Below are 24,014 nucleotides of genomic sequence, written 5' to 3' on the forward strand. Positions count from 1 at the left end.
AATTGGTTTATTTTCAATTTATTATGTTTTTTATCTTTTTAAAAGATTGATTACTTTCTATTTTTCTTTTTAGAAGTTTCGGGTTTTGCGTTGGTACTGCTCGTTTTAGCTACATAATTTGCCAATATTTTATCTACCAATTCCTCTTTGGTTAAATGATGAAATATCGTTTTCACTTTTCCTTTTAAGTCTTCGGAAATGTCTCTATTTGGCTTTGTTTTGAATATTTTCTTCGCCCAAAGCAATGTATTATTGTCTTCAATACTTTTTGCATCTGCCTTTTGATACGGTTTGAAAGTAATGCCCAATTCAGTTTCAAAGTCTACAATATCGTCCGTTTCTTCTTTTTGAATCACAGTTAATGCTAGTCCCTTTGCTCCTGCTCTGGCTGTACGTCCACTTCGGTGTACATACGCATCGTAGGTGTCTGGCAAGTGATAGTTGACCACATACGCTATTTCTTTTACATCAATTCCACGCGCTGCTAAATCAGTAGCGACTAAGATATCTATGTAACCTTCTCTGAATTGTCCCATAATGCGATCGCGAATTCCTTGTGAGAGGCTTCCATGAATGGCTCCAGAAGAGAATTTGTTAATCGCTAAGTTTTTTGCAAGTTTGTTGACGGCAGCTTTGGTTTTACAGAAAATAATACCGCGTTCGCCTTCTTTTGAGTTTAGGAAATGAAGTAATACTTCTAGCTTTTCTATCGGTTCCACTACCACATATTGATGATCAATTCCTTGGTGACCGACAGTTTTCATATCAGCTTCGATATGAATTACGTGCTTGGACATGTAATTTTGAACCAATTGTTTGATGGTTCCTGGCATCGTTGCCGTAAATAGTAAGGTTCTCCTCGATTTTGGAATTTCTTTGATGATACTATCCAATCCTTCTTTTAAAGCGCTGACCATTTCATCCGCTTCATCTAAGATGAAATACGAGATGTTTTTGATGTTGATGGCTTCTCGTTTTACTAAGTCTGCCAATCGCCCCGGAGTTGCTACAATGATGTGCGTAGGCTCTTTTAAGCGTTCTATTTGCGGTTTTATAGGAACGCCACCACATATAGCTGCAATAGAAATTTCAGGACTGTTCGCCGCAAAAGATGCTAAATTGGCATGAATTTGCTGTCCTAATTCTCTTGTTGGCGTGAGTATAACAGCTTGAATGGCTGTGTTTTCAGTATCAATGAGTTGGATTAATGGCAATCCGAAAGCAGCAGTCTTCCCTGTTCCCGTTTTTGCTACTGCCACCAAATCTTCTTTTTGATGTAATAGTACCGGAATTACTTTTTCTTGAATATCTGTGGGAATCGTAATTTTTAACCCCGAAAGACTTTGCTGTAATGCTGGACTAATACCTAAATCTGAAAACTGTTTTGACATGAAATATAAATTTTGGCAAAGATAGGTAGTGTTTTGGAAGATGTGGTTATTTTAATGTTTGGATGTTGGGTAATTCTTTCCTATTATTGATTTATCTAGAAAGATGAGTCCGTTTTAATTTACTTGACTTATTGTAGGTCTTTCACTTCTATCCCAAACATGAATAAATATTAACTAAAAGTTTTTATACCATTCTTCATCAATTGTAACTTCCTCCTTAAAATGAACAGAAACACCTAGTCCAAGTTCTTTAAGTTTTTCAACTAGTAAGTCTCCATCTATTAAATCAATAACAGGAGCACCATCTCTTGATGACTCAGCTATCGCATCTCTCGTAAATGTCCCCGTTGTTATAAATAATCCTTTATCAGTTCTTCCAACCATTGCACCACGAAAATCTCGCATATCTTTAGCTCCAACTTTCCCTTTATATCTTTTGCATTGGAATATGATATGAAAACTAAGAATGCCATTTATTTTCGCAATACCAACTCCATCAATTCCTCCATCTCCTGTTCTTCCTGTTACTTCAACTTGAGAGAATCCTTTTTCTCTTAAAATTCTTTGTACCAAACGCTCAAAAGCATTGGGAGACAAGTTTTTCGAAATAACATTTAATAACTTTTCTTTCCATTCTTCATCATCAGTGATTTCTTCATCCACTTTTTTTGCAAGATTTTTATCAAACTGAATTTTAAACTTTGGCAATGTGATTTCTTGATTCGTTTTAATAGCCCAAACTCCTCGTTTTGAATTTTCAATCAAGTCTTGATTTTTTAGCATCGTTCTAACCCAAGCCATTTGATATTCAAATTCGGTTTGGTTAGTATTTTTATGCATTTGGTTCAATAACTCTTCAGGTAATTGAAGAATATCTATTACTTTATTATTAATTTCATTATTAGAACCAGAACCTCCTAATTCAGTCAAAGCTTGAATAGTGTAATTAAAAAAATATTCTCTTTTGGGAAATGATTTCATATCTTGCAATATACAATTTTAACCAAAATGGAAGTAAAAAATCTAGAACATCTCAAAGAACTTGCTAGTAATATAAATGGAGATATGGAAGGCTTTTATATTTTATTAGCTGGTGGATTGGCAAAAAGTAGTAAGAGAATTCTATATGATCCAGAATACGATGAATTTTCATTAATTAATGAAATAGATGAATCTTACCAAGAGTTCAATTCTTTAGCGATAGGAAAAGAAACTAATCTACTTGAAGCAATTAGTAAAAAGGCATTGTTTAAGGATATTAACTAAAAACTATAAATTTTTAAGAAATTCTTTTCCGATAGCTTTTGCCAATAAAGGAGGAATCTATTTTTTACTAAAAATTTTTATTTACCCCAACCCTACTTCCGAGAAGTAATAAAATAAACACCTACTAATAAAATTACCGCAGCTATTAATGATTGTGCAGTTAATTGTTCATCCAAGATGTACCAACCTAAAAACAAGGCAACCACAGGATTTACATACGCTGATGTAGAAACTTTTTCTGTAGAAACTTCTTTGAGTAAGTAATTGAACGCCGTAAAAGCCGCAATGCTTCCAAAGAGAATCAATAGCGACATAGCCCATTGCACATTATAACTCCAATCTAATGGTGAAGTCCAATTTTCGCCTAAAACAACACTGATCACAGCTAATAAAACACTGGCAATCGCCATTTGATAGCCTGTACTGACTAAATGACTTTTGGGTAAATCAGCTTTTGAAACAAAAACACTCGCATAACTCCAGCCTAAGACGCAGATGAAAATCATCAAAATCCCTTTTATTGTATCTTCATCAGTGATTAATTCTTTCTGACTTACCAATAAATACATACCAATAATACCCAACACAATCCCGATAATAGACTTTAGTTTCATCTTTTTATGATCGAGCAAACGCATCAATATCAATACAAATAATGGTTGCGTAGACGCCAATAACGCGGCAAAACCACTGTCTAAATATTTTAGTGCCAAAAGAAAAATACCGTTTCCGGAAACCATGAATAAAAAACCAACGATTACGGAATTTATAAACTGCTTTTTTGTGATGCTAATTTTCGCGCGTACCGCTATCGCGATTCCGAAGAGTAATACACTTGAAAAAACAAAACGAACGGACGCCAAGAAAAATGCTGGCAACTCAGTGACTGCAATTTTATTCAATAAATACGTGCTTCCCCAAATTACATAGATAGCAATAAATGCTAGGATGATGAGAAATTTTTTAGGTATTATTTTCATGTATATTTGGAAAGGTGTAAATGTACAATCTTGTTTTTATTTTTTGGAGATTATTTTGCGTACTTCTCCTCTATTTAAACTTTATCACAAATTATATCAAAATGAGTAAAAGTTTGTTCAGATAAAACTATTTTTAAAAGGCGCTGAAATATGGGTGAATTTTGGCCATTTTTTAGGAAATAGAAAAAGTCAAGATAAGTTCATTTATATAACGCAACCTTTTGTACATTACTGTATCTATATTAAAAGTAAACCGCATTGCTATGAAAAAAATACTCCTATTTACCATGCTATTATCAATTTTAGTAAGCTGTACGAGTGATAACAATGTTCAGCCAGCTCCTATCCTTGTATTTCAAGGAGATCTTATTCTAAGGTCACAAGCAGATGTTGTTGCGTATGGTGCGCAAGGGTACAATGTAATTAACGGCTATTTAAACATAGGAGATCGCTCTTCTGACGATCAACCAATAATACCATCAGATATTACCGATTTATCTCCTTTAAGTTCTATTATTCAAGTGACCAAACAAATAGAAATACAGAGCAATCCTTTGTTAACTTCCTTAAGCGGATTGGAAAACTTAGCTTCTGTTGCTGGAATAGTCATAAATAGTAACGATAATATGACTTCTTTGAATGGACTTGAAGGAATTACAACAATTACAGACGCGCCATTTCCAACTGGACAAGTACAGCTAAGCGGCGGTGTGATAGCAATATTTGACAATCCATCGTTAGCATCAATGGAAGCATTGGGAAATATTACACCACAAACACTTCAACAAGTTTCTATAAACGACAACGGAGTTACTTCATTAGATGGTTTAGAAAGCATTACAAGCATTTCGAGTTTAGGTATTGTAAATAATGACGCTTTGACTTCACTAGATGCGTTGCAAGGTTTAGTAACCATTGAAAGCGCCATTTATATAGCTGGAAATGATAATTTAACGAATTATTGTATTCTGCAAGCTCCGTTACAGAGCAATACTTCCTTATCCATATTCAATGTTTTAAACAATCAATTTAATCCTACTCAACAAAATATCATTGATGGGAATTGTAGTCAATAAGCTACCTGTGTGTCTTTTGTTTTATCGAATACGAACTAATTGAGATGTATCTTTTGTGGTCGTATAATTAAGATGAACACGCCCATTAAGTCGAACGCGCCATTTATGAGTACTATAAGTTCCTTGCACATGAGCGTTACCAGGAGACAGCGTTTTATATTTTACCTCTTCACCTTTGCCATTAACCCAATAGATAACAACGTTTGATTGCGTTTGATTTAAAAACGTAATATCAGCCTTCGTAAGAGGTGCGTTTGGTGCTGGCGTTGGTTTTTTAGCTGTTAAAGGTTCTAAATTTAGTTTTACCCACTTACCATTTTCACTCCAAGATTGAGAAATGTATGCAAAAGTTCCCGATGAAACATGACCAAATTCAAGTTTCACTACATGTGTTCCGCCCAATTCAAAACGAAACCTTACGCGATTGTTTTTCATCATTTTTGCACCTTTGTAAATTGGCGGATATGAATATCCATGTTTTTTAAAAGACCCAACTACAGTATTACCACGTCTATCGATAGTAAATTGGTATTCTCGTCCATTATGAACATACTTCCATGCTCCGGGATGATTTTCAAGAATATAATTGGAAATCCCTTTACGCTCAAAGCACGATTTGAATTGACTTTTAAGTCTAGCGATTCTATCTTTGGCTAAATCACCAATTGTAGGGTTATTAACTTTTTTGGGGAAATTTACGCTATACGCTTTTGAAGTTGGCACTGCTGCTCTATTACTTGTATACAGTTGTAGTTTTGCTACCATATTTTTTGCAGCATTACAATTGTTAGATCCTATAGAAGTATATCCTACGTAAATGTTTTGAACTTTATTGTACAAAGTTAAAGACCCAGAATTTCCACTTCCACTTCCAAAGCACGATTTGAATTGACTTTTAATTCTAGCGATTCTATCTCTGGCTAAATCACCAATTGTAGGGTTATTAACTTTTTTCGGAAAATTTACGCTGTATGCTTTTGAAGTTGGTACTGCAGCTCTATTACTTGTATACCGTTGTAGTTTTGCTACCATATTTTTTGCAGCATTACAATTGTTAGATCCTATAGAAGTATATCCTACGTAAATATTTTGAACTTTATTGTACAAAGTTAAAGACCCAGAATTTCCACTTACACTTCCAAAGCACGATTTGAATTGACTTTTAATTCTAGCGATTCTATCTCGGGCTAAATCACCAATTGTAGGGTTATTAACTTTTTTTGGGAAATTTACACTATACGCTTTAGCAGCTGGAACCGCCGCTCTATTACCTGTATAATTTTGTAGTTTTGCAACCATATTCTTTGCTGCATTGCAATTACTAGATGATATATTAGCATACCCAGAATAAATATTTTGAACAGCATTATATAGTGATTGTGAGTTTTGTGCATTTATGTTGATAGAAAATAAAAAAATAAACGCGCATAGCAGATAGCTATTTTTGTAGTTTGCAATAGAGTTGGTCATTTAATAAGTCTTTAGTTAATAAGGGAATTTGTTTTTTGCACACATCTAGCACAAAAGGCATTAACCAAATATAAGCTATTAATAATTAACCTAATACCTATCTGAACATACAGGGTTTGCAATTAAAAATCAAATCGATAGTTCATTTTAAAGGCAGCTCCCCAATTTTTTCTAGCTAAATTTTGTGTGAAATTATCCGAAATCACAAAGTATATATAGGATAATGGTTTGTATTCCCATTGCAAGCGACTGTTAATGTTGAAATTATCACGTTGCGTGTTGTATTGTATGTATGTTGTCCAATTTAAACGATTGGAAAAGAAGATTTCGCTCGTAAAGCGTGATAAATGAAAGGTTTCTTTTCCTAATTCATTCAAATCAATATGATTAACATCATGCGTCAGCTCAAAATTTGCAAAGGGTAATAATTGATAGTTCAAGTATGCGCCTGCGGTTGTTCGTTTTCCGCTGTAATAGGTTCCTTTTTGAACATTGACTCTGTATCGAAACTTTTGATTGTTGGCAGAATTATACCCAACTTTCAAAATTCCAAAACGATAGCGATTGGGTTGTAATGAATTTCCATTGCCTAACGGATCAAAACCGTACTTTAAATCAATATCATCATAATTTATCACATAATAAACTGCGGATAAATCTTTAAAAAATACTGCCGAATTTAAAAAGTGAGAAGACTGATTTTGATTTCCGAGTTCATCAAAATACGTGTTATTACTATAGTTTACATACCGAACTGAATTCAGGCTTTTAGAATTCTCATAGAATTTCTGATATTCTACGCCAACAGTCGTTTGTATATAGCCTTCGCGAATGACAACATCATTAATTGCGTCATAATTGTACAATCGTGGTGTAAAACCAACATCTGTCACATAATTTTCTCCAACATGTTTAATGGCTGCATTCCACTCAAAACCTCTCTTATTGAACCAAATTCCTGCATTATAAAAGTTATTCTTCTTAGAAATTCCATCGTTGAAACTCTTTCCAACATTGGCAATTCCAATCCATTTATTATTGTCCGATTTATAATTGATATTTAATCCTGTAACGCGATTGTAATCATCTATAAACTCGAATTTATCCGTTTCCTGACGATTGATTAAGTACGCGGTTGCCGTAAAGTTTTTAGTCAATTGTTGCTCGCCAACGAACGCGCTGAAGTTTTGTGAAGCAATTTCGTTTTCTTCATCAGTTTGAACGTTTAAAACTCCTATTCGTGTCTTTGGTGCAATGTTTCCGGAAAGCTTCAAGCCAAATTGAACAGCGCTCTCCGCGCCTATTCTTCTGGAATAAAAAGGATTTACGCCATCAACACCTAAGTTTGAAAACAAATCTGCATTTTCTAGGAAAAAGTTTCTTCTCTCTGGAAAGAAAATCGCAAAACGCGTCAAATTTGTTACTTGCTGATCAACATCAATTTGTGAGAAATCTGGATTGATGGTTGCATCCAATTTCAAAGAAGATGTTAGATTGTATTGAAGATCTAAACTTGGCGTAAACGTAGTTTCATCGGTTCTGTTTTCTAAATCTTCCTGATAGTTTGTGGTGATTGATGGCGTCAAAGTAAATCGTGATGCAGCCGTATTTGGCAGGTTTTCAACTGCAAATTTTTCTGTAAAGCGTAAATCGAGATTTGCATAGTTTCGTTTTACATTTTTAAAAACCGTCCACGAATTATTTTTGATATCTCGCACATAAAACTGAATTCCAAAAACGGCATTTTCTTTATTGAAATTCAAGGATTTTAATGGAATCGCGATTTCATATTGCTTTTTGTTTCCATTCAATTTCGCTGCTGATTGCCAAATCGTATTCCAGCTAAAGCTTAAGTTGTATCCTGCATTCGTGCGACCAACCAAACCATCTGTTTGATTTCCAAGAGAGTTTACGGCAAAGAAATAGCCGTTTTGCTCTTGATTTTGCGTGTCTAAAATCATCACAAAAGAATCACTAAACGCAATAGAAACATCTCTTTTTAAAGTGCTTACACGTGTTTCTGGTGTTGTGTCATTGTAAATAGCACGGACATATAAATATTCGCCATTGTGAAAAATCTTTACAGAAGTTTGATTCTCCGCCAAACCAATATCCGTTGGCAAATAGTTGTAAAAGCCTGTGTATTCTGGGATTTGTTGCCAAACAGCTTCGTCAAACTGTCCGTCAATTTTAATGTTTGTATCAACATATTTTACGGTTGCCGTTTGTGAAAAACCATTCACAAAGCAACATAAGCAAATAAATGCAAGGATGTTTTTCATGAATTAGTTCTTTGATTCGTCTACTCTAGTGGCAGTTTTACTGATAATTTTCCAGCCAGTTGCGGTCTTTTTCAATAGAAATAAATCTATATAGACCCATTTCCTTTCAGGGCCCGCGATTTCAACTTTTGCGGTTGCAATGTCTTTTACGATTTCAATAGCCAACACTTTTCCGTAACGTCCGTTGAATTCACCATATTTTTTATTTTTGAAGAAACCAGTATATGCTGTTGGTGTGTATATTTTGAATTCGCCGTCTCTGCCCGTTAAGTATAAAGTAGCATTATCGGTAAACGCGTTTTCTAGGATGTCAAGTTTGTTATACGAACTTCCATCGATATAATTTTGAAGTGTTTTTTCTACTAAAGAATGTTCTGTTTGCGCTTGTGAAAATTGAATTGAACAAAATGTAATGAATAGTAAAACGTAGTGTTTCATGTTGTTTTATTTAAAGATTTTGTCAAACCTCTAAAAACAAGTGAAAAATGTAGTGATTGTTTATAATTGAAGTGTCCAGTATTATAAATTTGGACGAAAAGACTATGAAAATTGCTTTTTAAATTCGGCAGGCGTTTTACCAATTAACTTTTTAAACGTGGCGTAAAATGTTGATTTTGAACTAAAACCAGCTTCAAACCCAATAGATTCTAAGGTGAATTGATTGTTTTCTTGTAATAAGCGTTTTGCTTCCGTAACTCTGTACTCGTTGATGAATAATGCGAAGTTTTTCCCAAGATTATCATTCAATAGTTGTGATAATTTGTGTGAAGATATGTGTAAAACCTTGGCAATATCATTTAATTTTACGTTGGTGTTCTTGTGAAATTGATGCGTTTCCATGGCTTCTTTTAAGGCGGAAATTAGTTGTTCTTCTTCAGTAGTATCAATCTTTTTAGCTTGGTATTTTTCTGGAATATCTTGAAAAATACTATCGCGATTCTTTTCAAATAATAGAAAGATTAATAATACATAAAACACCACTGAAAACGTGATCGTTCCAACAAAATAGAGATAGAAATAACCAATGATGTATGCAGTAAAAATCAAGATATTTGCCACAGTCAATGCTACTAACCAAATTTCAGAAATGGTACAGCGCACATTTTTCTGGAATAGCTTCTTTAAAATATCTTTCAACAGATACACAGAAAATAGTAAATATACTGCCCAAGTCGCATAAATAAACTGAACGAAGTAAGTAGTCCAAAAATAATGGTTGGTAGCATAAGGCTTTATTGATCCGACAATTACAATGAAAATTAGCAAGATTGCTATATGAATTTTCCATGAACGTGGAATTACTTTTGTGTTTTCCACAGAAGATTTTACATAATAATACACCGCGATACCAATTAGAAAACAAGCAGATAACCCAATTTGTAGTATCCAAAGGTTGCGTTCTTCTCGTATGGTGAAAATTGTATAGACCGATTTCCCAATTCGAATGCTTAATAACAACAATAATAGTCCAAAAAAGAAGTTTTGAACGCGTTTTTGCTTGCTAAAAAATAGAAAGTATATACTTGCCAAGAATCCATTAAAAACGCCGATGGAGCATAAAAAGAATAGTAACGGATTGTTCATATTGGTTTTAATTGATGAAACCCAAATATATACATATTTTGATGAGTTTCACAACTTAGATTATTATCTAAAAAAGTAATAAGCTTAAGTTTCTAGTTGCAATTATTCATAATAAGTATCAAGAAGTTGTTTTTTCTTGTAATACATTAACATATAGTCATTTAGAAGTTTAGTTTTTGCGGCTATATAAATAGTATCTCCTTCATAAATACCTTCAAAAGTATATTTTCTTTTTGCTATTTTTTGATAAGAGAATTCATTCCAATCCTTTGTTTCATCATGATACGGACGAAAACGTATTTTGTGTGTTGTAGAATCAATTTCAAATTTAAATCGTTCTTTTTTATTGTCTTCTTTAGTGATTTCAAAAGATTCTGTATAGTACGAAAGCCCATTAAATGAGATTTTTCTCCATGCTTTTGAATTCTTTTCTTTTGCTGCAGTTGATAATGTATCTCCGTTAATCACAAAGGTTTCTACGGTTTGTAAATTAGTAAACCATGCATACCTATTTTCTGTTTCATTTACAATTCGCTCACTATAATCTTTTGCATAAAAGTAGCCTATCAAAGAGAGCAAAAATACTTTAAAAACGATTCGGATTTTTTTACTTTTCACTAATGGATTGTACGCGTTAGGTTTGGTCGTTTTATTTAATACGAAATACGTAAACAAACTTTTTAATTGTGTGCTTATCAGTAATAGTATGAAACAAAATAATAGAATTGCAAACATGGTTAATGTAATTCCATAACCTATATCCATAATTACAACGTTTGCCATAATTCCAAGAAGAATCATAGCTCCCAAAAATGTGGTTTTTCTAAAGAATAATAAAAAACCTCCTATAAATTCCATCCAACCAGAAAACATCACTACTACTTCCGAAAAGCTTAAGAAATTCCACATTAAGCCCATTCCTGAAACTTCTCCAATAGTTTTTTCCAGCGTGTCAATTCCTATAGTTCCAAATTGTAGCATGAAAATTTTAGAAAGTCCATAATCTATTAAGACAATACCTAAGTGATAACGAAGAATCGTTTGCACCGCAATTTTGACTGTATTGGTATATTTTTTTTTGAAGTAACGATCGATTAAAAGCCAAATACAGGTTCCAATAAGTCCTGCTAAAGTGACGAATGTGTATCTACTAACTTCAAATCTGGAGTCGAATCCTTGAAACAATCGATCAAGATTAAATTCCCAACCATAAAGATTTTCTCCAATCCACATAATTGGACGATTCCAAGTGGTTGGATCATAGTTTTCATATCCAACTAAATACCCTATATCATTCGGTACGATATAGAAAAATATAAATAGAAGCGAAAATCTCCAAAATGCGCTTTTTAACACATTTTTTGATGCGTTGTTAGGGATTGTATACATTGAATAGTAAGGTTGGCTTGAACAATTTTTTCGTGAGGGAAACCAAATATACAATTTTTAAATAAATAGTATAAAAGCAAGTGCTACCTTATTTCTAGAATCGAAATTTAAAAATTATCGTTTGTATCATTTTTAATCAAAAAAGCCACAGCTATTCACTGTGGCAATTTTTATGACTAATTTTTCTTCGTTTTTAGTTTCTTTTTAATGGTAAAAAGATAGATGATTCATTTTAATGATTCGACATCTTCTCTTTACGTTTGCGTAATTGTTTTTCCAAATCACTAACAGATTCTGAAACCGAACTTCTAAAGTTCCCATGATTTGCTTCCGCGAAAAGTCTCGGTCCTGGAAGGCTCAATCGGATATTACAAATCATTCCTGTTTCGTCCGAAGTTGTATTTTCTGTTTTGAAAAATACATCTGCACGAATCACCATTTGATATTTTTCTGCTAATTTATTTAGTTTTTCTGTTGCAAATTTTTCTAATGATTCACTAGCGGTAACATCGTGATATTCAAAAATTATATTCATATTTTATTTTGTATTTATTAGTTGTTATTAATTTACTTTCTATCTGATTTTTATCAAAACTACGAATATAGAAACGCTTCTCTTTGCTCATACACGTTTTATGCGAACTCATTTGATAGAATACTCATAATTTGAATCATCTTAACTAGTTTTCAAACTCTTCATATCAATCACAAATCTGTATTTTACATCATTCTTTGTAACTCTATCAAAAGCGTTATTAATTTCTTGTATATCAATCATTTCTACATCCGAAACAATATTATGTTCTCCACAAAAATCGAGCATTTCTTGGGTTTCTTTGATTCCTCCAATTAATGATCCTGCAACTCTTTTTCTTCCCATAATAATACTTCCGCCGTGCATTGGCTCTAACGGTTCAATAGCGCCAACCATCACCATTGTTGAATCACGTTTTAGTAATTGTATGTACGGATTCATATCATGCTTTACAGGAACGGTATTGAGTAAAAAGTCAAAACTGCCTTTGTGTTTCGCCATTTCGTCTTCATCTTTTGAGATTAAAACCGCGTCTGCTCCTAGCCTTTTTGCATCTTTAGCTTTGTCTGGCGAAGTCGTAATCATAATGGTTTCTGCGCCAATTGCATGCGCAAATTTAATTCCCATGTGTCCCAATCCGCCAAGTCCAATAACACCAACTTTATCTCCTTTTTTGATGTTCCAATGATTTAATGATGAAAATGTTGTGATTCCGGCACATAAAAGTGGCGCAACTGCTTTGATATCTAAGTTTTCAGGAACCAATAATACAAATTCTTCTCTGACTACGATACTTGTAGAATAGCCACCAAACGTTTGTTTTCCTGTATGTTTGTTAGGTCCGTTGTATGTTCCAACCATGCCTTTTTCACAGAATTGTTCCAAATCATCTTCGCAAGCGCTACATGTTTGACAAGAATCAACCAAACAACCAACACCTACTAAATCACCTTCTTTGAATTTTGATACGCCTGTTCCAACTTCTAGCACACGACCAACAATTTCGTGCCCAGGAACTAATGGATATTTAGCATTTCCCCAATCGTTTCGTGCAGAATGAATATCACTGTGACAAACGCCGCAGTATAGAATATCAATCTTTACGTCGTTTTCTAATATGTTTCTTCTTTCAATCTGGATCAGTTCCAAATCTGCCGTTGGCGACTCGGTTCCGTATGCTTTTATAGTTGTCATGGTGTGTTTTTATTTGTTAGTTTGAGTAATTTCTGCCTTCGGATAATCTGTATATCCTTTTTTTCCTGGAACGTAAAAAGTTTTGGTGTCCCAATCAGCTAATTCGATATTGTTTTCAAAACGTTCCACCAAATCAGGATTTGAAATAAATGGTTTTCCAATAGCAACCAAATCAGCTTCTCCATCTTGAATGACTTTGTTTCCCTTTTCTTGATCAAAACTCGTATTAATCATCAACGTTCCATTGTATAAAGGTCTAAAGTGTTTTGCGATGTTTTTCACGGCGTGTTTTACATCCGACACATCGTTAAAAGGTTCTGATAAATGCACGTATGCTAAATCGTAGTCATTTAGTTTTTTGATGATATATTCAAAAGTTGGAATGGTTTGTTCGTCCATTTCAATTCCGAACATTCCATGCAACGACGGATTGAATCGAACGCCAATTTTCTGTTCTGGCATTGCTTGTTTCATCGCGTCAAGCGTTTCAAAGAAAAATCGTGCATTATTTTCAATACTTCCGCCATATTCATCGGTACGTTCATTGGAACAATTTGTAAAGAATTGATGAAATAAATAACCATTTGATGAGTGAATTTCCACGCCGTCAAATCCTGCTTCCATTGCGTTTTTACCCGCAGTTACAAAATCTTGAATTGTTCTGTCGATATCAGCTTTTGTCATTGCTTTTGGCGTTACCGTAGCTTTTGGACCTTCTGGCGTATACGATTCTCCATTTGGATTAATGGCAGATGGCGCAACTGGTAAATTACCATTGTGAAAATCGGGATGCGAATTTCTTCCCACATGCCATAATTGGATGAAAATTTTTCCACCTTCATTATGAACACGATCTGTTACTTTTTTCCAACCTTCAATTTGTGCTTGCGAATAAATTCCTGGCGTATTGATATAACCAACAGCTTCTTTGGAAACTTGTGCACCTTCCGTAATGATTAATCCAGCGGAAGCTCTTTGTTCATAGTATATACCTTGTAATTCGTCTGTTGGGATATTTCCGTCATTATCGGCTCTACTTCGTGTCATAGGCGCCATAATCACGCGGTTTTTGAGTTGTAAATTTTTAGAAGTATATGGTTGTAATAAAATCTCTTTAGTCATTATTTTTCTGTTTTTTACTTTTCACAAAAATACGAAACAGATAACAGAACTTTATTGATCTACATCATTTTGTAATGTATTAATGAGAAAACTAATTGTAAATGGACCATCTATTTTTTAAAAAGAAATAGATTTTTCACGATATAATTTCTTACTTTTAAAATCTAAATCAACTATAAAACGCACCTATTTTCATGAACGCATCTATTAAAAAAAACGCCCGAAAAGGTCTTAAAATTATCAGCAAAGGTGATGAATTGTATCATTATGCACGAGTAATCTCGAATACACGTTTTGGCTACATGCCAGCTGCTGTAGTGTATTGTGACACCACAGAAGATGTTTCTTTCTGCATAAATTATTGTAGAGATCATAAAGTTCCTTTTAGAGTTCGCTCTGGCGGACATCAGCATGAAGGAATGTGTTCTGCCAATAATGCAATTATCATCGATTTGTCTGAAATAAATAAAATTACTGATATTGATAAAAAGAAAAATACCGCTTGGATTCCGGCAGGAAAACAATTGGGACAAGTGTATGAAGAGTTAGAAAAAATTCATAAAACCATTCCCGGTGGCGGTTGTCAATCTGTAAATGTTGGCGGATTGACACAAGGCGGCGGTTGGGGAACTTCTATACGAAAGTATGGATTAACGTGTGATTCTGTTACGGACATTGAACTTGTATTGGCCTCTGGAGAAAAAGTCATCGCCAATAATGAAAATAAATATGCCGATTTATTCAAGGCTTTGAAAGGCGGCGGCGGCGGAAATTTTGGTGTTGTAATACGTTTTAAATTCAAGTTGGTTTCTATACTTCCCGTAGTCACTACGTTTGGTTTACAATGGGAAAAACCAAAAGATGTCAAAGGAGTGGTTACTAGATGGGCCGAATTACACGCTAAAAAGGATGGAATTGTTGAAGAACTTTCTGCTACTTGCACCATGATTATTGAAAAATTACCAAATAGTAAAGAATTTGGGGTTCATGGGCGAATGGGTGGAAAATTTTATGGTTCAAGAACGAAATTAAAAGTATTGTTACATGATTATTTTGGTGAATTCCTTCCAAAAGAACTTAAAAATGATATTTTTTCCGAAAACCCTGTAGGATATTCGGATACATCGAAGTTAAAAAAGGCTGCTTTAAAATCTAAAACGAAATCTAAAGATGCAACTCCAACACTATCATATACGGCAAATCAACGTTTGTTAACTGACTTTATCAATCCGGCGGGTAATATGGAATATAGTATGCATATTGGTAAGAAATGTAAAGATCTAAGTTTAACAATCTTGCCAAGTAGCGGTCCAAGTTCAACTTGCGATCAACCGCATCCGCATAAAGTATCTTCAAGCTTTCCAAAAGATGATGTTGATCATAAGAAATTAGTAGAGCAAGTGTATACATATTTAAAGAACTCTTGTTATCGCTCTGATGTAAATATGTATATGAGTTTTCATTGTATGGGCGGCGCCGTTACTAATAATGCAGGTAAAAACTCTTTTGGTTATGCTCAAAAACCTTATATGTTACAAATTCAAGCTTGGTGGGACGATGTTTCAAATGTTTTTACAAACGTAGGACGAAATAGTGAATACTTAAAGTGGGTAAAAGATTTTAGAATATCATTAAATAAGTATACAGAAGGTTCTTTTATTAATTTTGTCGATAAAACCTTAGTTCCCGATATTGAAAAAGAGGAAAACCGTTTGAAGCTACTTGAAATTTATTACAACAAGAAGAATTTAAACGAATTACGAAAAGTTAAGAAAAAGTATGATCCAGCTCAATTGTTTAGTTTCCAGATGAGTATTTTACCAAAATAGATACAACGCTAGAATGAAGCATTTACGGGCGTTTCAACCTTTAAAATAGCTTCTTGATTGAATTTTTTCTTATAGTTATTGATCACATAAGCGATGGCTAAACTGTCGCTTTTTGTGCCTTTATTTAGATAGATGACCAATTTAGAATTTTCAGAAACGGTTACATTCATTGAATCTGTCCAAAATCCTTTTGAATTTATTTCTGTGTAACCAGAAAACTTTTTGTCTAGAAATTCAACTTTAAAAGCATTCCATTCATTTTCTGAAATGGTTCTATTTCCTTCGGAAAGCCCAAAGTATAATTCCGTTTTGATATAGTTTGACTGAAATTTTGAAGAGCTACAAGAAAAAACAATGAATGCAATCACTAATAGTGTAAAAATTCGAATAGATTTTGACATGATCGATTTATTAAATGATTACTCTTTCCAGCCCCAAGGTGCTTCTGGTGTTTTGATTGGTTTTGTTATATCCATGACAACTCTAAACACTCTATCGGTGCCTAAACGTCTTAAATTATAGGTAAATGTCGTTTCGTCAATCGTAATCCACCACACATTCGTGGCAGCTCCGGGAATCATTTGTTGTGTTTTTTCATCCGTAGAAAATACTTGAATGTCAGCTTTTCCCGTATTTGTAGTTGTTCCGCCGTAAAAATTGATTTTATCTTCTGAACCATCTTCATGTCTGTGATCGTGTTTTAAGGTAATCCGATCATTTTTATAGGTCAAAATCCACGTCCGCGATTTGTCGTCTCCCACAAAGAAAGGAATCTTCATTTCGGTTTCACTACACTTCCGAACATGCATTGTAAGCGTTTTTCCGCCAAAATCTTTATCTTCTTTTGGCAATTCTAACGCGCCTTCGTACGCTTTTCCACAATGCGTTTGCAATGTGTTCCAGAATTGTTTTGCAGGTGTGATTTCTTGTGCGAAAGCAGCAAAAGAGATCAAACAGAAGATAGACACTATTTTTAGTTTCGTAAACATGTATGAATTTTAGATTTGGACTAAAGATAATCATTCTAACTATATCGAAAGCATATAAAATTTATCTAAAGAATCTTTATGAAATACTGCTAGTTACCGTAATCAATTGTTTTATCAAATGTTCCATCTTTGTGATATAGTTTCCAAACGCCCACTTTTTTACGCCAGTGTTTGAATTGCCCTGAAGCTTTGAGCATTCCGTTTTCGTAATATTCAGAAATTGGACCTTCTACTCTATTTTCAACATAAGTTCCAACTTCTTTTAGATTTCCATTTTTGTAGTAATTGATCCAAGTTCCGTTTCCAACACCATTTTTATATTCTTGAAGTGTCAAATAGTTTCCGTTTTCAAATTTACCGTATAAAATTCCTGTAAACGGTTTGTTTGAGTTGTTTTGATAATACACACTGCCCACTTTATATGGCTTTTGATAGGTAGAACTCATCGGAACCATTTTTTGTTGAAGCGTGTCTATTTGTGAAAAAGCTACAGTTGCAAAGCAACAAAATAGCAAAGAAATACATAGTGTTTTCATAGTTTAATTAAATAATGATTCAAGTTTTAAATAAGAGGTTTCTATATAGTAAATACTCCAAATTCCGTCTTCTTCAGCACTTATTTTATCATCTCTGGTAAAGAAAAAACAGTGTCCATCACGCGAAAATTTCGCAGCTCCTTCTTCATGTTTCGTATTGATGATATTTCCAAGACTTACAGCTTTTGACCAACCATTTTCAGTTTTTTTACTCGCATATAAGTCTTCTCCACCAACTCCACCTTTCACGCCATACGCATTGAATAGCAAATAATTACCATCAGGAGAAAGTGTTGGACCTGAAATCCAATATTTTTCATCTTCTAATAAACCTTCTATTCGTTTTGGTGTTGAAAATTTTCCGTTTTCTAGTGTTGTTGTATAAATTCCGATTCCTTTGGAATTACGCATCATTGTTGAATAGTAAAACGTTTTTCCATCTTGCGTATACAATGAACTTTCGTTGGACGATGGCCATTTTTCACCTTCAATTTGAACTTTGTTGATCACAGAATCTACAGGTTTTGCTTCGCTCCAAGAATCATTTTCTTTTTCGGTTACCCAAATATTCATATCAAAATTCCCTTTACTTTCTTCAGTTGGAATTCGTCGTGTAGATGCAAAATATAATTGTTTTCCATTTGGTGTAATAGATGGCATTTCATCTCTAGAAATAGAAAAAGAAGTCAATTTTGGCGCAGACCACGTATTATTTTCAAAAGTTGAAACTAAAATTTTTTGCGGTTCGCCATCTACTCTGCGAGTAAAATAGACTGTTTTACCGTTTGGTGAAAATTCTAAATTAAATTCATTATGCATTTTGGAAGAAATAATTCCTTCTGCAAATAGTGTTGGCACTTTTACGGCTTCTTGTGAATATTTTAGCGGTGCTGAATTTTCTGTGCATGAAAATAGTCCGAACGCACAAATTGCGATAGCTACATTTCGTTGAATTTTTTGAATCATATCGTATAGTTTAAAATTTGCATCCAATTGTCTCGTATGATGGTTGACACTTCTTTATTTTCGTTGTTTTCCAAGTGTTTGATGATTTTTTCGTGATGATGTTCTGAATCTTTATGAAAATCATCCATATTCATAAATCCTTTTTCGTAGAAGAAAATCCTAATTTTTAAATCGTTTAGAATTCCATGACTTATGGGATTTTCGTAGGCAGAAACCAACACTTCATGAAATAACATGTCCGCATTTATACGTTCAATTGCTGTTGTAGTTTGCTTAAAAATAGCGTGTTGCACTTTTAGTTTTTGAATGACTTCAGGTGTGTAGACTGAGTTTTCAATTGCCAAACCTTCCAGGCAAGCCACTAATTCATATAGATTCTTGACTTCAGATTTTTTTAATATTGGCAGTACAAAACCTCTATTTGGAATCGATACGATAATATTGGCTTGTTGCAATTGTGTCAATGCTTCACGAATTGGTGTGACGCTGACTTCTAATTCGCGCGACAATTGTGCCAACGAGATTTTGTCTCCAGCTTTCAATTCTCCTGATTTCATACGGTCTAGAAGAATATTTCGTACTTGATCGCGGTAACTAATTTTTTCAATCATGTGACAAATATAATATATCGTATATGATTTAACAAAATTAAAAAGAGTAAAAAACACAGCGAATGCAATATTTTTTACTCTTTCAATTATATATTTAGAAAAATAATTACTCTTTAATCAAGGTAACTTTCACGGCGTTCATTCCTCTTTGTCCTTTTTCAAGTTCAAAAGAAACTTTGTCATTTTCAGCTATTTCGTCAATAATTCCACTAACGTGTGTGAAGTATTTTTCGTTGTTTTCAGCATCAATTACAAATCCGAAACCTTTTGATGAATCAAAGAAAGATACTTTACCTTTTCGTACAGGATCAATTACTTCTTTGTCAGATTCTAATGTTTTTGGAATACTTACTTCTATGTTTTCAATTTCTATTTCCACTTTTAAAGATGGATCTGGTGGCGTATCTGTTAGATTTCCATTATGATCTACATACACAAAGTCGATTCCTTTTTTCCCGTTTTCTTTTGCATTAGCCTTTCGGGCTTCCATTTTCTTCCGTTTCTCTTCTCTCTTCTTTAAGCGCTTTTTTTCTTTTTCTGTTTTGTTAAATGTCTGTTGTGATTTTGCCATTCAAGTTTTAAAATTATTATTATTTACTTTATTAGTCTACAAAGTTACTTTATTATTCTCTGATCTCATTTGTTTTTTATAGAAGAAATGGTCTTTTTAGTGTAAAAAAATGCAAAAAGTGCCATATTTTGGCTTTTTTTAAACATTACAGTGACACTAAACACCAATTTCCCATAACTTTACAAAATACTAACAACCATTCATGCGGCAAGAATACACCATTGTTTTAATCATTTCTCTTTTGGTATTTCGGAGATTGGTGATTGTTATTCACGAATTTGGACACGCCATTGCAACATTACTCAACTCGGATGATCGTGTAACGGTTTATATAGGTTCGTATGGAAATCCTGAGAAATCATTTCGGTTTCAAATGAAACGATTGGAATGTTTTATTAAATACAATGTGTTTACATGGAAAGGCGGTGTATGCGTTCCTCACGGGAAGAATATTTCATGGAAAGGCAGTTTCTTAATTAGTCTTTTTGGTCCGTTAACAACATTTTTTATAGCGTGTATTGCTGGCGCATCACTCCTATTTTTTGAAAAATATAGTGTATGGAATGTCATCTTTTTTGCATTAGCTTTTACCTGTTTTCTCGACTTTGCTTACAATATCATTCCACGAAAAACACCAATACAACTTCATGACGGAACGTTTACAAATAATGATGGAAAATCTTTGCTGCATTTATGGAAGCTAAAACCTATTTATGAGCTTTATAAAGAAGCGACGGCATATTACACTGATAAAGAATATGTAAAAGCTGCTGAATTGTTTGAAAAATGCAACAAAATACTTCCAAAAGATAGAGAACTCAATAGAACAACGATTACTTCTTTTTTAGCCGCAAAAAAATATGCGAAAGCCATTGAATTACAAGAAGTTTATTCCAAAAACTATAAAGATTCTTATGACGTGCATGATCATGTTAATATAGGTGTTATTGAGATTCATCATAAAAATTATGCTAATGCGTTAGATTCGTTTGAAAAGGCATTAGCAATTAATCCAAAACACGCCCATATTCTGAACAATCGCGGATATGCACTGGGATTATTAGATAGACATGAAGAAGCAATTATTGATCTTAACAAAGCGATCTCTTTAGATGAAACTTTTTCGTATGCTTGGGACAATCGTGGATTATCTAAAATTATGCTTGGACAGCTTGAAGATGGTTTTGAAGATCTACAAAAATCAATTGCGTTGGATGATCAAAATAGTTATGTATACCGCAACCTTGGCATTTACCATTTTCAGAAAAAGGAATACTCAAAAGCCTTCGGTTTTTACCAAAAAGCCCTTGAATTAGATCCTGAAACACATGAAATTCAAGAATATATTGATGAAGTTCAAGCAAAATTAAATTCATAATATACTGATTATTAAACTTTTAATTTTAACACACGCAAGCTTTTAATCACTTTCATGACTACAAATATAGTTTTATGACTATTTTTATAGTTATATTAAAATATTCTATTATATTTGCCGCATGAATGAGTTAACAAAAGCTGAAGAGCAAGTGATGCAATATGTGTGGAAACTTGAGAAAGCGTTTTTAAAAGATATTGTAGAACAGTTTCCAGAACCAAAACCCGCGTACACAACGATTTCAACCGTTGTACGTGTGTTGGTGCGTAAAGAATTCTTGAATTTTGAAACCTACGGAAAAATTCGTCAATATGCACCTGCTGTTTCAAAAGAAAGCTATTTTTCACAACATCTTAAACAGGTAATTGGAAACTTTTTTAATGGTTCTACAACCAAATTTGCTTCCTTTTTTGCAGAAAGTGACACGCTCAATTTGACCGAATTGGAACAAATGAAAGCTCTGTTAGAAGAAAAAATTCAACATTTAAAAAGCAATAATGAATAGTACACTTATATATTTAGTACAAGTCAGTTTTGTGTTTGGAGGCTTCTATTTGTTGTACAAATGGTTGTTTAGCAAATTCACGTTTCATGCAGTCAATAGAAGTATTTTATTGTTGTTGATTCCGTTTTCGCTCTTGCTTCCGTTTAGTGCGGAATTGTTTCCACAGATTCAAAATTTTGCTTCTCAATTGCCTTTGATTGAAAATTTTACAGCGTTTTCAGGTTTTGAATATTTCGCAGCTGAAACTCCTGTTGTGACGCATCAAACCATAGATTATGGCTTTTGGATTGTATTCGCTTATGCGATCGGTGTTTTGTGCTATTTGATACGTTTTATGCGTACGACTTATTCTTTAGTTAAATTAAAAAGAACTGCACAAAAAGTACAATTACACCATACAACACTTTATAAAACAGACGTTTCTGAAGTTTTCTCGTATTTCAATTGGATTTTTATTCCAAACACAGAAACTATTGACGAACTCATTATTACACACGAAAAAGCACATATTAAACAATTGCATTCTGTCGATGTCATTTTGACGGAACTGTTTATTGCATTTTTCTGGTTTCATCCACTCGCCTATTTGTATCGAAAATCGTTAAAATCGATTCATGAATTTCAAGCAGATGCGTTTGTATTGAAGCAATACGTAAAGAAATCGACTTATTTAGAATTACTTCTGAAGAGTCTCGAACCAAAAAACATCAATCCTATATTTAGTTATTTTTCACATCCAACACTCAAAAAACGAATAGAAATGATCACGAAATCACCTTCCAGAAATCGTTCAAAGTTTTTGTATTTTCTATTGATTCCTGTCATCGCATTTGCGTTTATGGCATTTACAAATTCTAATGAAGTTATAAATTCAAATACGTTTATTCCAACAAAAATAGAAACAAGCGGAACGCCTTCACTATTTCCTGTTCAGAATGGAAACATAAAAAATATTTCTTCCCATTTTGGTGTAAAACGAAAGCATTCAAAGTTGAAAAATACACCATCACATGGCGGAATTGATATTAAAGCAACACCCGGAACTCCTGTGGTTGCAACTGCGGATGGAATTGTGCTAAAAGCTGAAAAAGAAGGAAATTGGGGAAATTTAATCACGATTTCACACGCTGATGGTTTTGAAACTTGGTACGCACATTTAAAAGGATTCAACACAAAAAATAATTCCACTGTGAAAAAAGGTGACATTATTGGGTATGTTGGAAATACTGGTTTGTCCACAGCGCCACATTTACACTACGAAGTCCGTCAACACGGAAAACGACTGAATCCAATGAAATATATTACAGAATAAATCCCAACTATTAGAGTACAATTATTTTACTAGGAATGCGTTATACATGCAGATCCCCAAAAATCTATTATATAAAACTAAATTGAAGAACTACCGTATGAAATCATTTTTTTTGATCGTTTGTGCACTTATGATAAGTATTTGTGTGCACAGTCAAACACAAGATAGCTTAGCAATTGAGAAAGACCATTTTGAGACTATTTCTCCTATTATTTCGCTTGCGCTGAAAGCATTACAGAACGATACTATTCCAAAAGATTCCGATGAAAAAGATTGGATTGCTGAAAACTGGAACACAAAAGTGTTTAATCCTTATAAGAAAGTTAAAAAGAGCTACCCGTTACATATTTCGTTTGAAGATAGCACGTACGCATCTCCGATAAACCGTAAAAAAGTAATTACATCACGTTATGGTTGGCGAAATCGAAGACCACACAACGGAATTGATATTGACTTAATTACAGGCGATAACGTTATGGCAATGTTTGATGGTGTTGTTAGATATGTAAATAGACATTCCGGACACGGAAAAACAGTGGTTGTACGCCATTTTAACGGCTTAGAGACTGTGTATGCACATTTATCACGTCAATCTGTAAAAGTGAATGATACGGTTCAAAAAGGACAAGTTATTGGAAAAGGTGGCACGACAGGAAATGCACGCGGAAGTCATTTGCATTTAGAAGTATTGTTTCAAGGAATTCCAATTCACCCAGAATATTTGTTTGATTTTTCAAATGAAGAGCATACCATACGAAGCAACGAAATTTGGGTCACCAAAAAATGGACAGCAGCATACAGACATAATTCTAAGCGCAAATCGAAAGTAGAAGTTTGTACAACTGAAGCTGAGGCAATTCAAAGTAAAGCAGACGAAAAAAAGATTTATACTGTGCGTCGCGGCGATACATTATCGAGAATTTCTAATAAATACAATGTTTCGATTGCATCTTTGTGCAAAGAGAATTCAATTCGTAGAACGAGTACATTAAAGGTTGGACAGAAATTGATTGTTACGCAATAGCTTT

General features: G+C 33.6%; 24 protein-coding genes. 7 read left to right on the forward strand and 17 right to left on the reverse strand.

Annotation, left to right across the window (positions count from 1 at the left end; all coding sequences use genetic code 11):
* Positions 1 to 50 precede the first annotated feature (50 nt).
* Together H2O64_RS10175 and H2O64_RS10180 are read right to left on the reverse strand one after the other, a co-directional pair.
* Positions 51 to 1,391, reverse strand: coding sequence for a DEAD/DEAH box helicase (locus H2O64_RS10175; protein WP_187562085.1), 1,341 nt, complete (start codon positions 1,389 to 1,391; stop codon positions 51 to 53).
* Between the two features lie 174 nt (positions 1,392 to 1,565).
* A complete protein-coding gene (locus H2O64_RS10180; protein ID WP_187562086.1) occupies positions 1,566 to 2,372 on the reverse strand; it encodes a restriction endonuclease in 807 nt (268 codons plus the stop codon).
* A gap of 27 nt (positions 2,373 to 2,399) precedes the next feature.
* Here H2O64_RS10180 and H2O64_RS10185 point away from each other — a divergent pair, with 27 nt between their 5' ends.
* On the forward strand, positions 2,400 to 2,657 hold the full coding sequence (locus H2O64_RS10185) for a hypothetical protein (RefSeq protein ID WP_187562087.1): 258 nt from the start codon (positions 2,400 to 2,402) through the stop codon (positions 2,655 to 2,657).
* 92 nt (positions 2,658 to 2,749) lie between these two features.
* Here H2O64_RS10185 and H2O64_RS10190 read toward each other — a convergent pair whose 3' ends face one another.
* On the reverse strand, positions 2,750 to 3,637 hold the full coding sequence (locus tag H2O64_RS10190; RefSeq protein WP_187562088.1) for an EamA family transporter: 888 nt from the start codon (positions 3,635 to 3,637) through the stop codon (positions 2,750 to 2,752).
* A 263-nt stretch (positions 3,638 to 3,900) separates the two neighbouring features.
* On the opposite strand from H2O64_RS10190, the gene H2O64_RS10195 reads away from it, so the two are divergent.
* Complete coding sequence (locus H2O64_RS10195; protein WP_187562089.1) at positions 3,901 to 4,713, forward strand: receptor L domain-containing protein; 813 nt, start codon at positions 3,901 to 3,903, stop codon at positions 4,711 to 4,713.
* 21 nt (positions 4,714 to 4,734) lie between these two features.
* Here the strand turns inward: H2O64_RS10195 and H2O64_RS10200 are convergent, their stop codons facing one another.
* The 8 genes from H2O64_RS10200 to H2O64_RS10235 all read right to left on the reverse strand — a co-directional run bounded on the left by H2O64_RS10200 (position 4,735) and on the right by H2O64_RS10235 (position 14,289).
* Entirely contained in the window at positions 4,735 to 6,183 is a 1,449-nt protein-coding gene (locus tag H2O64_RS10200) for a hypothetical protein (protein ID WP_187562090.1), read from the reverse strand.
* Positions 6,184 to 6,305: 122 nt separating this feature from the next.
* Positions 6,306 to 8,465, reverse strand: coding sequence for a DUF5916 domain-containing protein (locus H2O64_RS10205; RefSeq protein WP_187562091.1), 2,160 nt, complete (start codon positions 8,463 to 8,465; stop codon positions 6,306 to 6,308).
* A gap of 3 nt (positions 8,466 to 8,468) precedes the next feature.
* A complete protein-coding gene (locus H2O64_RS10210; protein WP_187562092.1) occupies positions 8,469 to 8,903 on the reverse strand; it encodes a nuclear transport factor 2 family protein in 435 nt (144 codons plus the stop codon).
* Between the two features lie 102 nt (positions 8,904 to 9,005).
* On the reverse strand, positions 9,006 to 10,049 hold the full coding sequence (locus tag H2O64_RS10215; protein ID WP_187562093.1) for a helix-turn-helix domain-containing protein: 1,044 nt from the start codon (positions 10,047 to 10,049) through the stop codon (positions 9,006 to 9,008).
* A 102-nt stretch (positions 10,050 to 10,151) separates the two neighbouring features.
* Positions 10,152 to 11,438 (reverse strand): DoxX family protein, encoded by a 1,287-nt coding sequence (locus H2O64_RS10220; RefSeq protein WP_187562094.1) that lies wholly within the window; start codon positions 11,436 to 11,438, stop codon positions 10,152 to 10,154.
* Positions 11,439 to 11,670: 232 nt separating this feature from the next.
* Positions 11,671 to 11,973, reverse strand: coding sequence for a ribosome hibernation-promoting factor, HPF/YfiA family (hpf, locus tag H2O64_RS10225; RefSeq protein ID WP_187562095.1), 303 nt, complete (start codon positions 11,971 to 11,973; stop codon positions 11,671 to 11,673).
* Positions 11,974 to 12,114: 141 nt separating this feature from the next.
* A complete protein-coding gene (locus tag H2O64_RS10230) occupies positions 12,115 to 13,167 on the reverse strand; it encodes an NAD(P)-dependent alcohol dehydrogenase (protein WP_187562096.1) in 1,053 nt (350 codons plus the stop codon).
* Positions 13,168 to 13,176: 9 nt separating this feature from the next.
* Positions 13,177 to 14,289, reverse strand: a complete 1,113-nt coding sequence (locus H2O64_RS10235) for an alkene reductase (RefSeq protein WP_187562097.1) — start codon at positions 14,287 to 14,289, stop codon at positions 13,177 to 13,179.
* A 194-nt stretch (positions 14,290 to 14,483) separates the two neighbouring features.
* On the opposite strand from H2O64_RS10235, the gene H2O64_RS10240 reads away from it, so the two are divergent.
* Positions 14,484 to 16,118, forward strand: coding sequence for an FAD-dependent oxidoreductase (locus H2O64_RS10240; protein WP_187562098.1), 1,635 nt, complete (start codon positions 14,484 to 14,486; stop codon positions 16,116 to 16,118).
* 8 nt (positions 16,119 to 16,126) lie between these two features.
* On the opposite strand, the gene H2O64_RS10245 is transcribed toward H2O64_RS10240, so the two are convergent.
* The 6 genes from H2O64_RS10245 to H2O64_RS10270 all read right to left on the reverse strand — a co-directional run bounded on the left by H2O64_RS10245 (position 16,127) and on the right by H2O64_RS10270 (position 19,791).
* Positions 16,127 to 16,519 (reverse strand): DUF3574 domain-containing protein, encoded by a 393-nt coding sequence (locus tag H2O64_RS10245; RefSeq protein WP_187562099.1) that lies wholly within the window; start codon positions 16,517 to 16,519, stop codon positions 16,127 to 16,129.
* Between the two features lie 18 nt (positions 16,520 to 16,537).
* Positions 16,538 to 17,107 carry a hypothetical protein gene (locus tag H2O64_RS10250; RefSeq protein WP_187562100.1) on the reverse strand — a complete coding sequence of 190 codons (570 nt, stop codon included), beginning with the start codon at positions 17,105 to 17,107 and terminating at the stop codon, positions 16,538 to 16,540.
* Positions 17,108 to 17,196: 89 nt separating this feature from the next.
* Positions 17,197 to 17,643, reverse strand: a complete 447-nt coding sequence (locus H2O64_RS10255) for a toxin-antitoxin system YwqK family antitoxin (RefSeq protein ID WP_187562101.1) — start codon at positions 17,641 to 17,643, stop codon at positions 17,197 to 17,199.
* A 3-nt stretch (positions 17,644 to 17,646) separates the two neighbouring features.
* Entirely contained in the window at positions 17,647 to 18,609 is a 963-nt protein-coding gene (locus H2O64_RS10260; RefSeq protein WP_187562102.1) for a TolB family protein, read from the reverse strand.
* Entirely contained in the window at positions 18,606 to 19,220 is a 615-nt protein-coding gene (locus tag H2O64_RS10265; protein WP_187562103.1) for a GntR family transcriptional regulator, read from the reverse strand. The genes H2O64_RS10260 and H2O64_RS10265 overlap by 4 nt, the downstream gene beginning before the upstream one ends.
* Positions 19,221 to 19,326: 106 nt before the next feature.
* Positions 19,327 to 19,791, reverse strand: coding sequence for a cold-shock protein (locus H2O64_RS10270; protein ID WP_187562104.1), 465 nt, complete (start codon positions 19,789 to 19,791; stop codon positions 19,327 to 19,329).
* A gap of 202 nt (positions 19,792 to 19,993) precedes the next feature.
* Here H2O64_RS10270 and H2O64_RS10275 point away from each other — a divergent pair, with 202 nt between their 5' ends.
* The 4 genes from H2O64_RS10275 (at position 19,994) to H2O64_RS10290 (ending at position 24,010) form a co-directional block, all read left to right on the forward strand.
* The gene (locus tag H2O64_RS10275; protein WP_187562105.1) at positions 19,994 to 21,169 is read left to right on the forward strand and encodes a tetratricopeptide repeat protein; all 1,176 of its coding nucleotides are present in this window, start codon (positions 19,994 to 19,996) and stop codon (positions 21,167 to 21,169) included.
* 121 nt (positions 21,170 to 21,290) lie between these two features.
* A complete protein-coding gene (locus tag H2O64_RS10280; protein ID WP_187562106.1) occupies positions 21,291 to 21,674 on the forward strand; it encodes a BlaI/MecI/CopY family transcriptional regulator in 384 nt (127 codons plus the stop codon).
* Positions 21,667 to 22,986, forward strand: coding sequence for a M23/M56 family metallopeptidase (locus H2O64_RS10285; protein WP_187562107.1), 1,320 nt, complete (start codon positions 21,667 to 21,669; stop codon positions 22,984 to 22,986). Before H2O64_RS10280 ends, H2O64_RS10285 begins: the two co-directional genes overlap by 8 nt.
* A 97-nt stretch (positions 22,987 to 23,083) precedes the next feature.
* A complete protein-coding gene (locus H2O64_RS10290) occupies positions 23,084 to 24,010 on the forward strand; it encodes a M23 family metallopeptidase (RefSeq protein WP_187562108.1) in 927 nt (308 codons plus the stop codon).
* The last annotated feature ends 4 nt before the right edge of the window (positions 24,011 to 24,014 follow it).

Source organism: Kordia aestuariivivens (assembly GCF_014397005.1).
GTDB lineage: Bacteria > Bacteroidota > Bacteroidia > Flavobacteriales > Flavobacteriaceae > Kordia > Kordia aestuariivivens.

Bases quoted from the DNA above. Each gene is read 5' to 3' on its own strand.
- H2O64_RS10175 (WP_187562085.1), bottom strand. From the start codon at position 1,391: ATGTCAAAACAGTTTTCAGATTTAGGTATTAGTCCAGCATTACAGCAA.
- H2O64_RS10180 (WP_187562086.1), bottom strand. From the start codon at position 2,372: ATGAAATCATTTCCCAAAAGAGAATATTTTTTTAATTACACTATTCAA.
- H2O64_RS10185 (WP_187562087.1), top strand. From the start codon at position 2,400: ATGGAAGTAAAAAATCTAGAACATCTCAAAGAACTTGCTAGTAATATA.
- H2O64_RS10190 (WP_187562088.1), bottom strand. From the start codon at position 3,637: ATGAAAATAATACCTAAAAAATTTCTCATCATCCTAGCATTTATTGCT.
- H2O64_RS10195 (WP_187562089.1), top strand. From the start codon at position 3,901: ATGAAAAAAATACTCCTATTTACCATGCTATTATCAATTTTAGTAAGC.
- H2O64_RS10200 (WP_187562090.1), bottom strand. From the start codon at position 6,183: ATGACCAACTCTATTGCAAACTACAAAAATAGCTATCTGCTATGCGCG.
- H2O64_RS10205 (WP_187562091.1), bottom strand. From the start codon at position 8,465: ATGAAAAACATCCTTGCATTTATTTGCTTATGTTGCTTTGTGAATGGT.
- H2O64_RS10210 (WP_187562092.1), bottom strand. From the start codon at position 8,903: ATGAAACACTACGTTTTACTATTCATTACATTTTGTTCAATTCAATTT.
- H2O64_RS10215 (WP_187562093.1), bottom strand. From the start codon at position 10,049: ATGAACAATCCGTTACTATTCTTTTTATGCTCCATCGGCGTTTTTAAT.
- H2O64_RS10220 (WP_187562094.1), bottom strand. From the start codon at position 11,438: ATGTATACAATCCCTAACAACGCATCAAAAAATGTGTTAAAAAGCGCA.
- hpf (WP_187562095.1), bottom strand. From the start codon at position 11,973: ATGAATATAATTTTTGAATATCACGATGTTACCGCTAGTGAATCATTA.
- H2O64_RS10230 (WP_187562096.1), bottom strand. From the start codon at position 13,167: ATGACAACTATAAAAGCATACGGAACCGAGTCGCCAACGGCAGATTTG.
- H2O64_RS10235 (WP_187562097.1), bottom strand. From the start codon at position 14,289: ATGACTAAAGAGATTTTATTACAACCATATACTTCTAAAAATTTACAA.
- H2O64_RS10240 (WP_187562098.1), top strand. From the start codon at position 14,484: ATGAACGCATCTATTAAAAAAAACGCCCGAAAAGGTCTTAAAATTATC.
- H2O64_RS10245 (WP_187562099.1), bottom strand. From the start codon at position 16,519: ATGTCAAAATCTATTCGAATTTTTACACTATTAGTGATTGCATTCATT.
- H2O64_RS10250 (WP_187562100.1), bottom strand. From the start codon at position 17,107: ATGTTTACGAAACTAAAAATAGTGTCTATCTTCTGTTTGATCTCTTTT.
- H2O64_RS10255 (WP_187562101.1), bottom strand. From the start codon at position 17,643: ATGAAAACACTATGTATTTCTTTGCTATTTTGTTGCTTTGCAACTGTA.
- H2O64_RS10260 (WP_187562102.1), bottom strand. From the start codon at position 18,609: ATGATTCAAAAAATTCAACGAAATGTAGCTATCGCAATTTGTGCGTTC.
- H2O64_RS10265 (WP_187562103.1), bottom strand. From the start codon at position 19,220: ATGATTGAAAAAATTAGTTACCGCGATCAAGTACGAAATATTCTTCTA.
- H2O64_RS10270 (WP_187562104.1), bottom strand. From the start codon at position 19,791: ATGGCAAAATCACAACAGACATTTAACAAAACAGAAAAAGAAAAAAAG.
- H2O64_RS10275 (WP_187562105.1), top strand. From the start codon at position 19,994: ATGCGGCAAGAATACACCATTGTTTTAATCATTTCTCTTTTGGTATTT.
- H2O64_RS10280 (WP_187562106.1), top strand. From the start codon at position 21,291: ATGAATGAGTTAACAAAAGCTGAAGAGCAAGTGATGCAATATGTGTGG.
- H2O64_RS10285 (WP_187562107.1), top strand. From the start codon at position 21,667: ATGAATAGTACACTTATATATTTAGTACAAGTCAGTTTTGTGTTTGGA.
- H2O64_RS10290 (WP_187562108.1), top strand. From the start codon at position 23,084: ATGAAATCATTTTTTTTGATCGTTTGTGCACTTATGATAAGTATTTGT.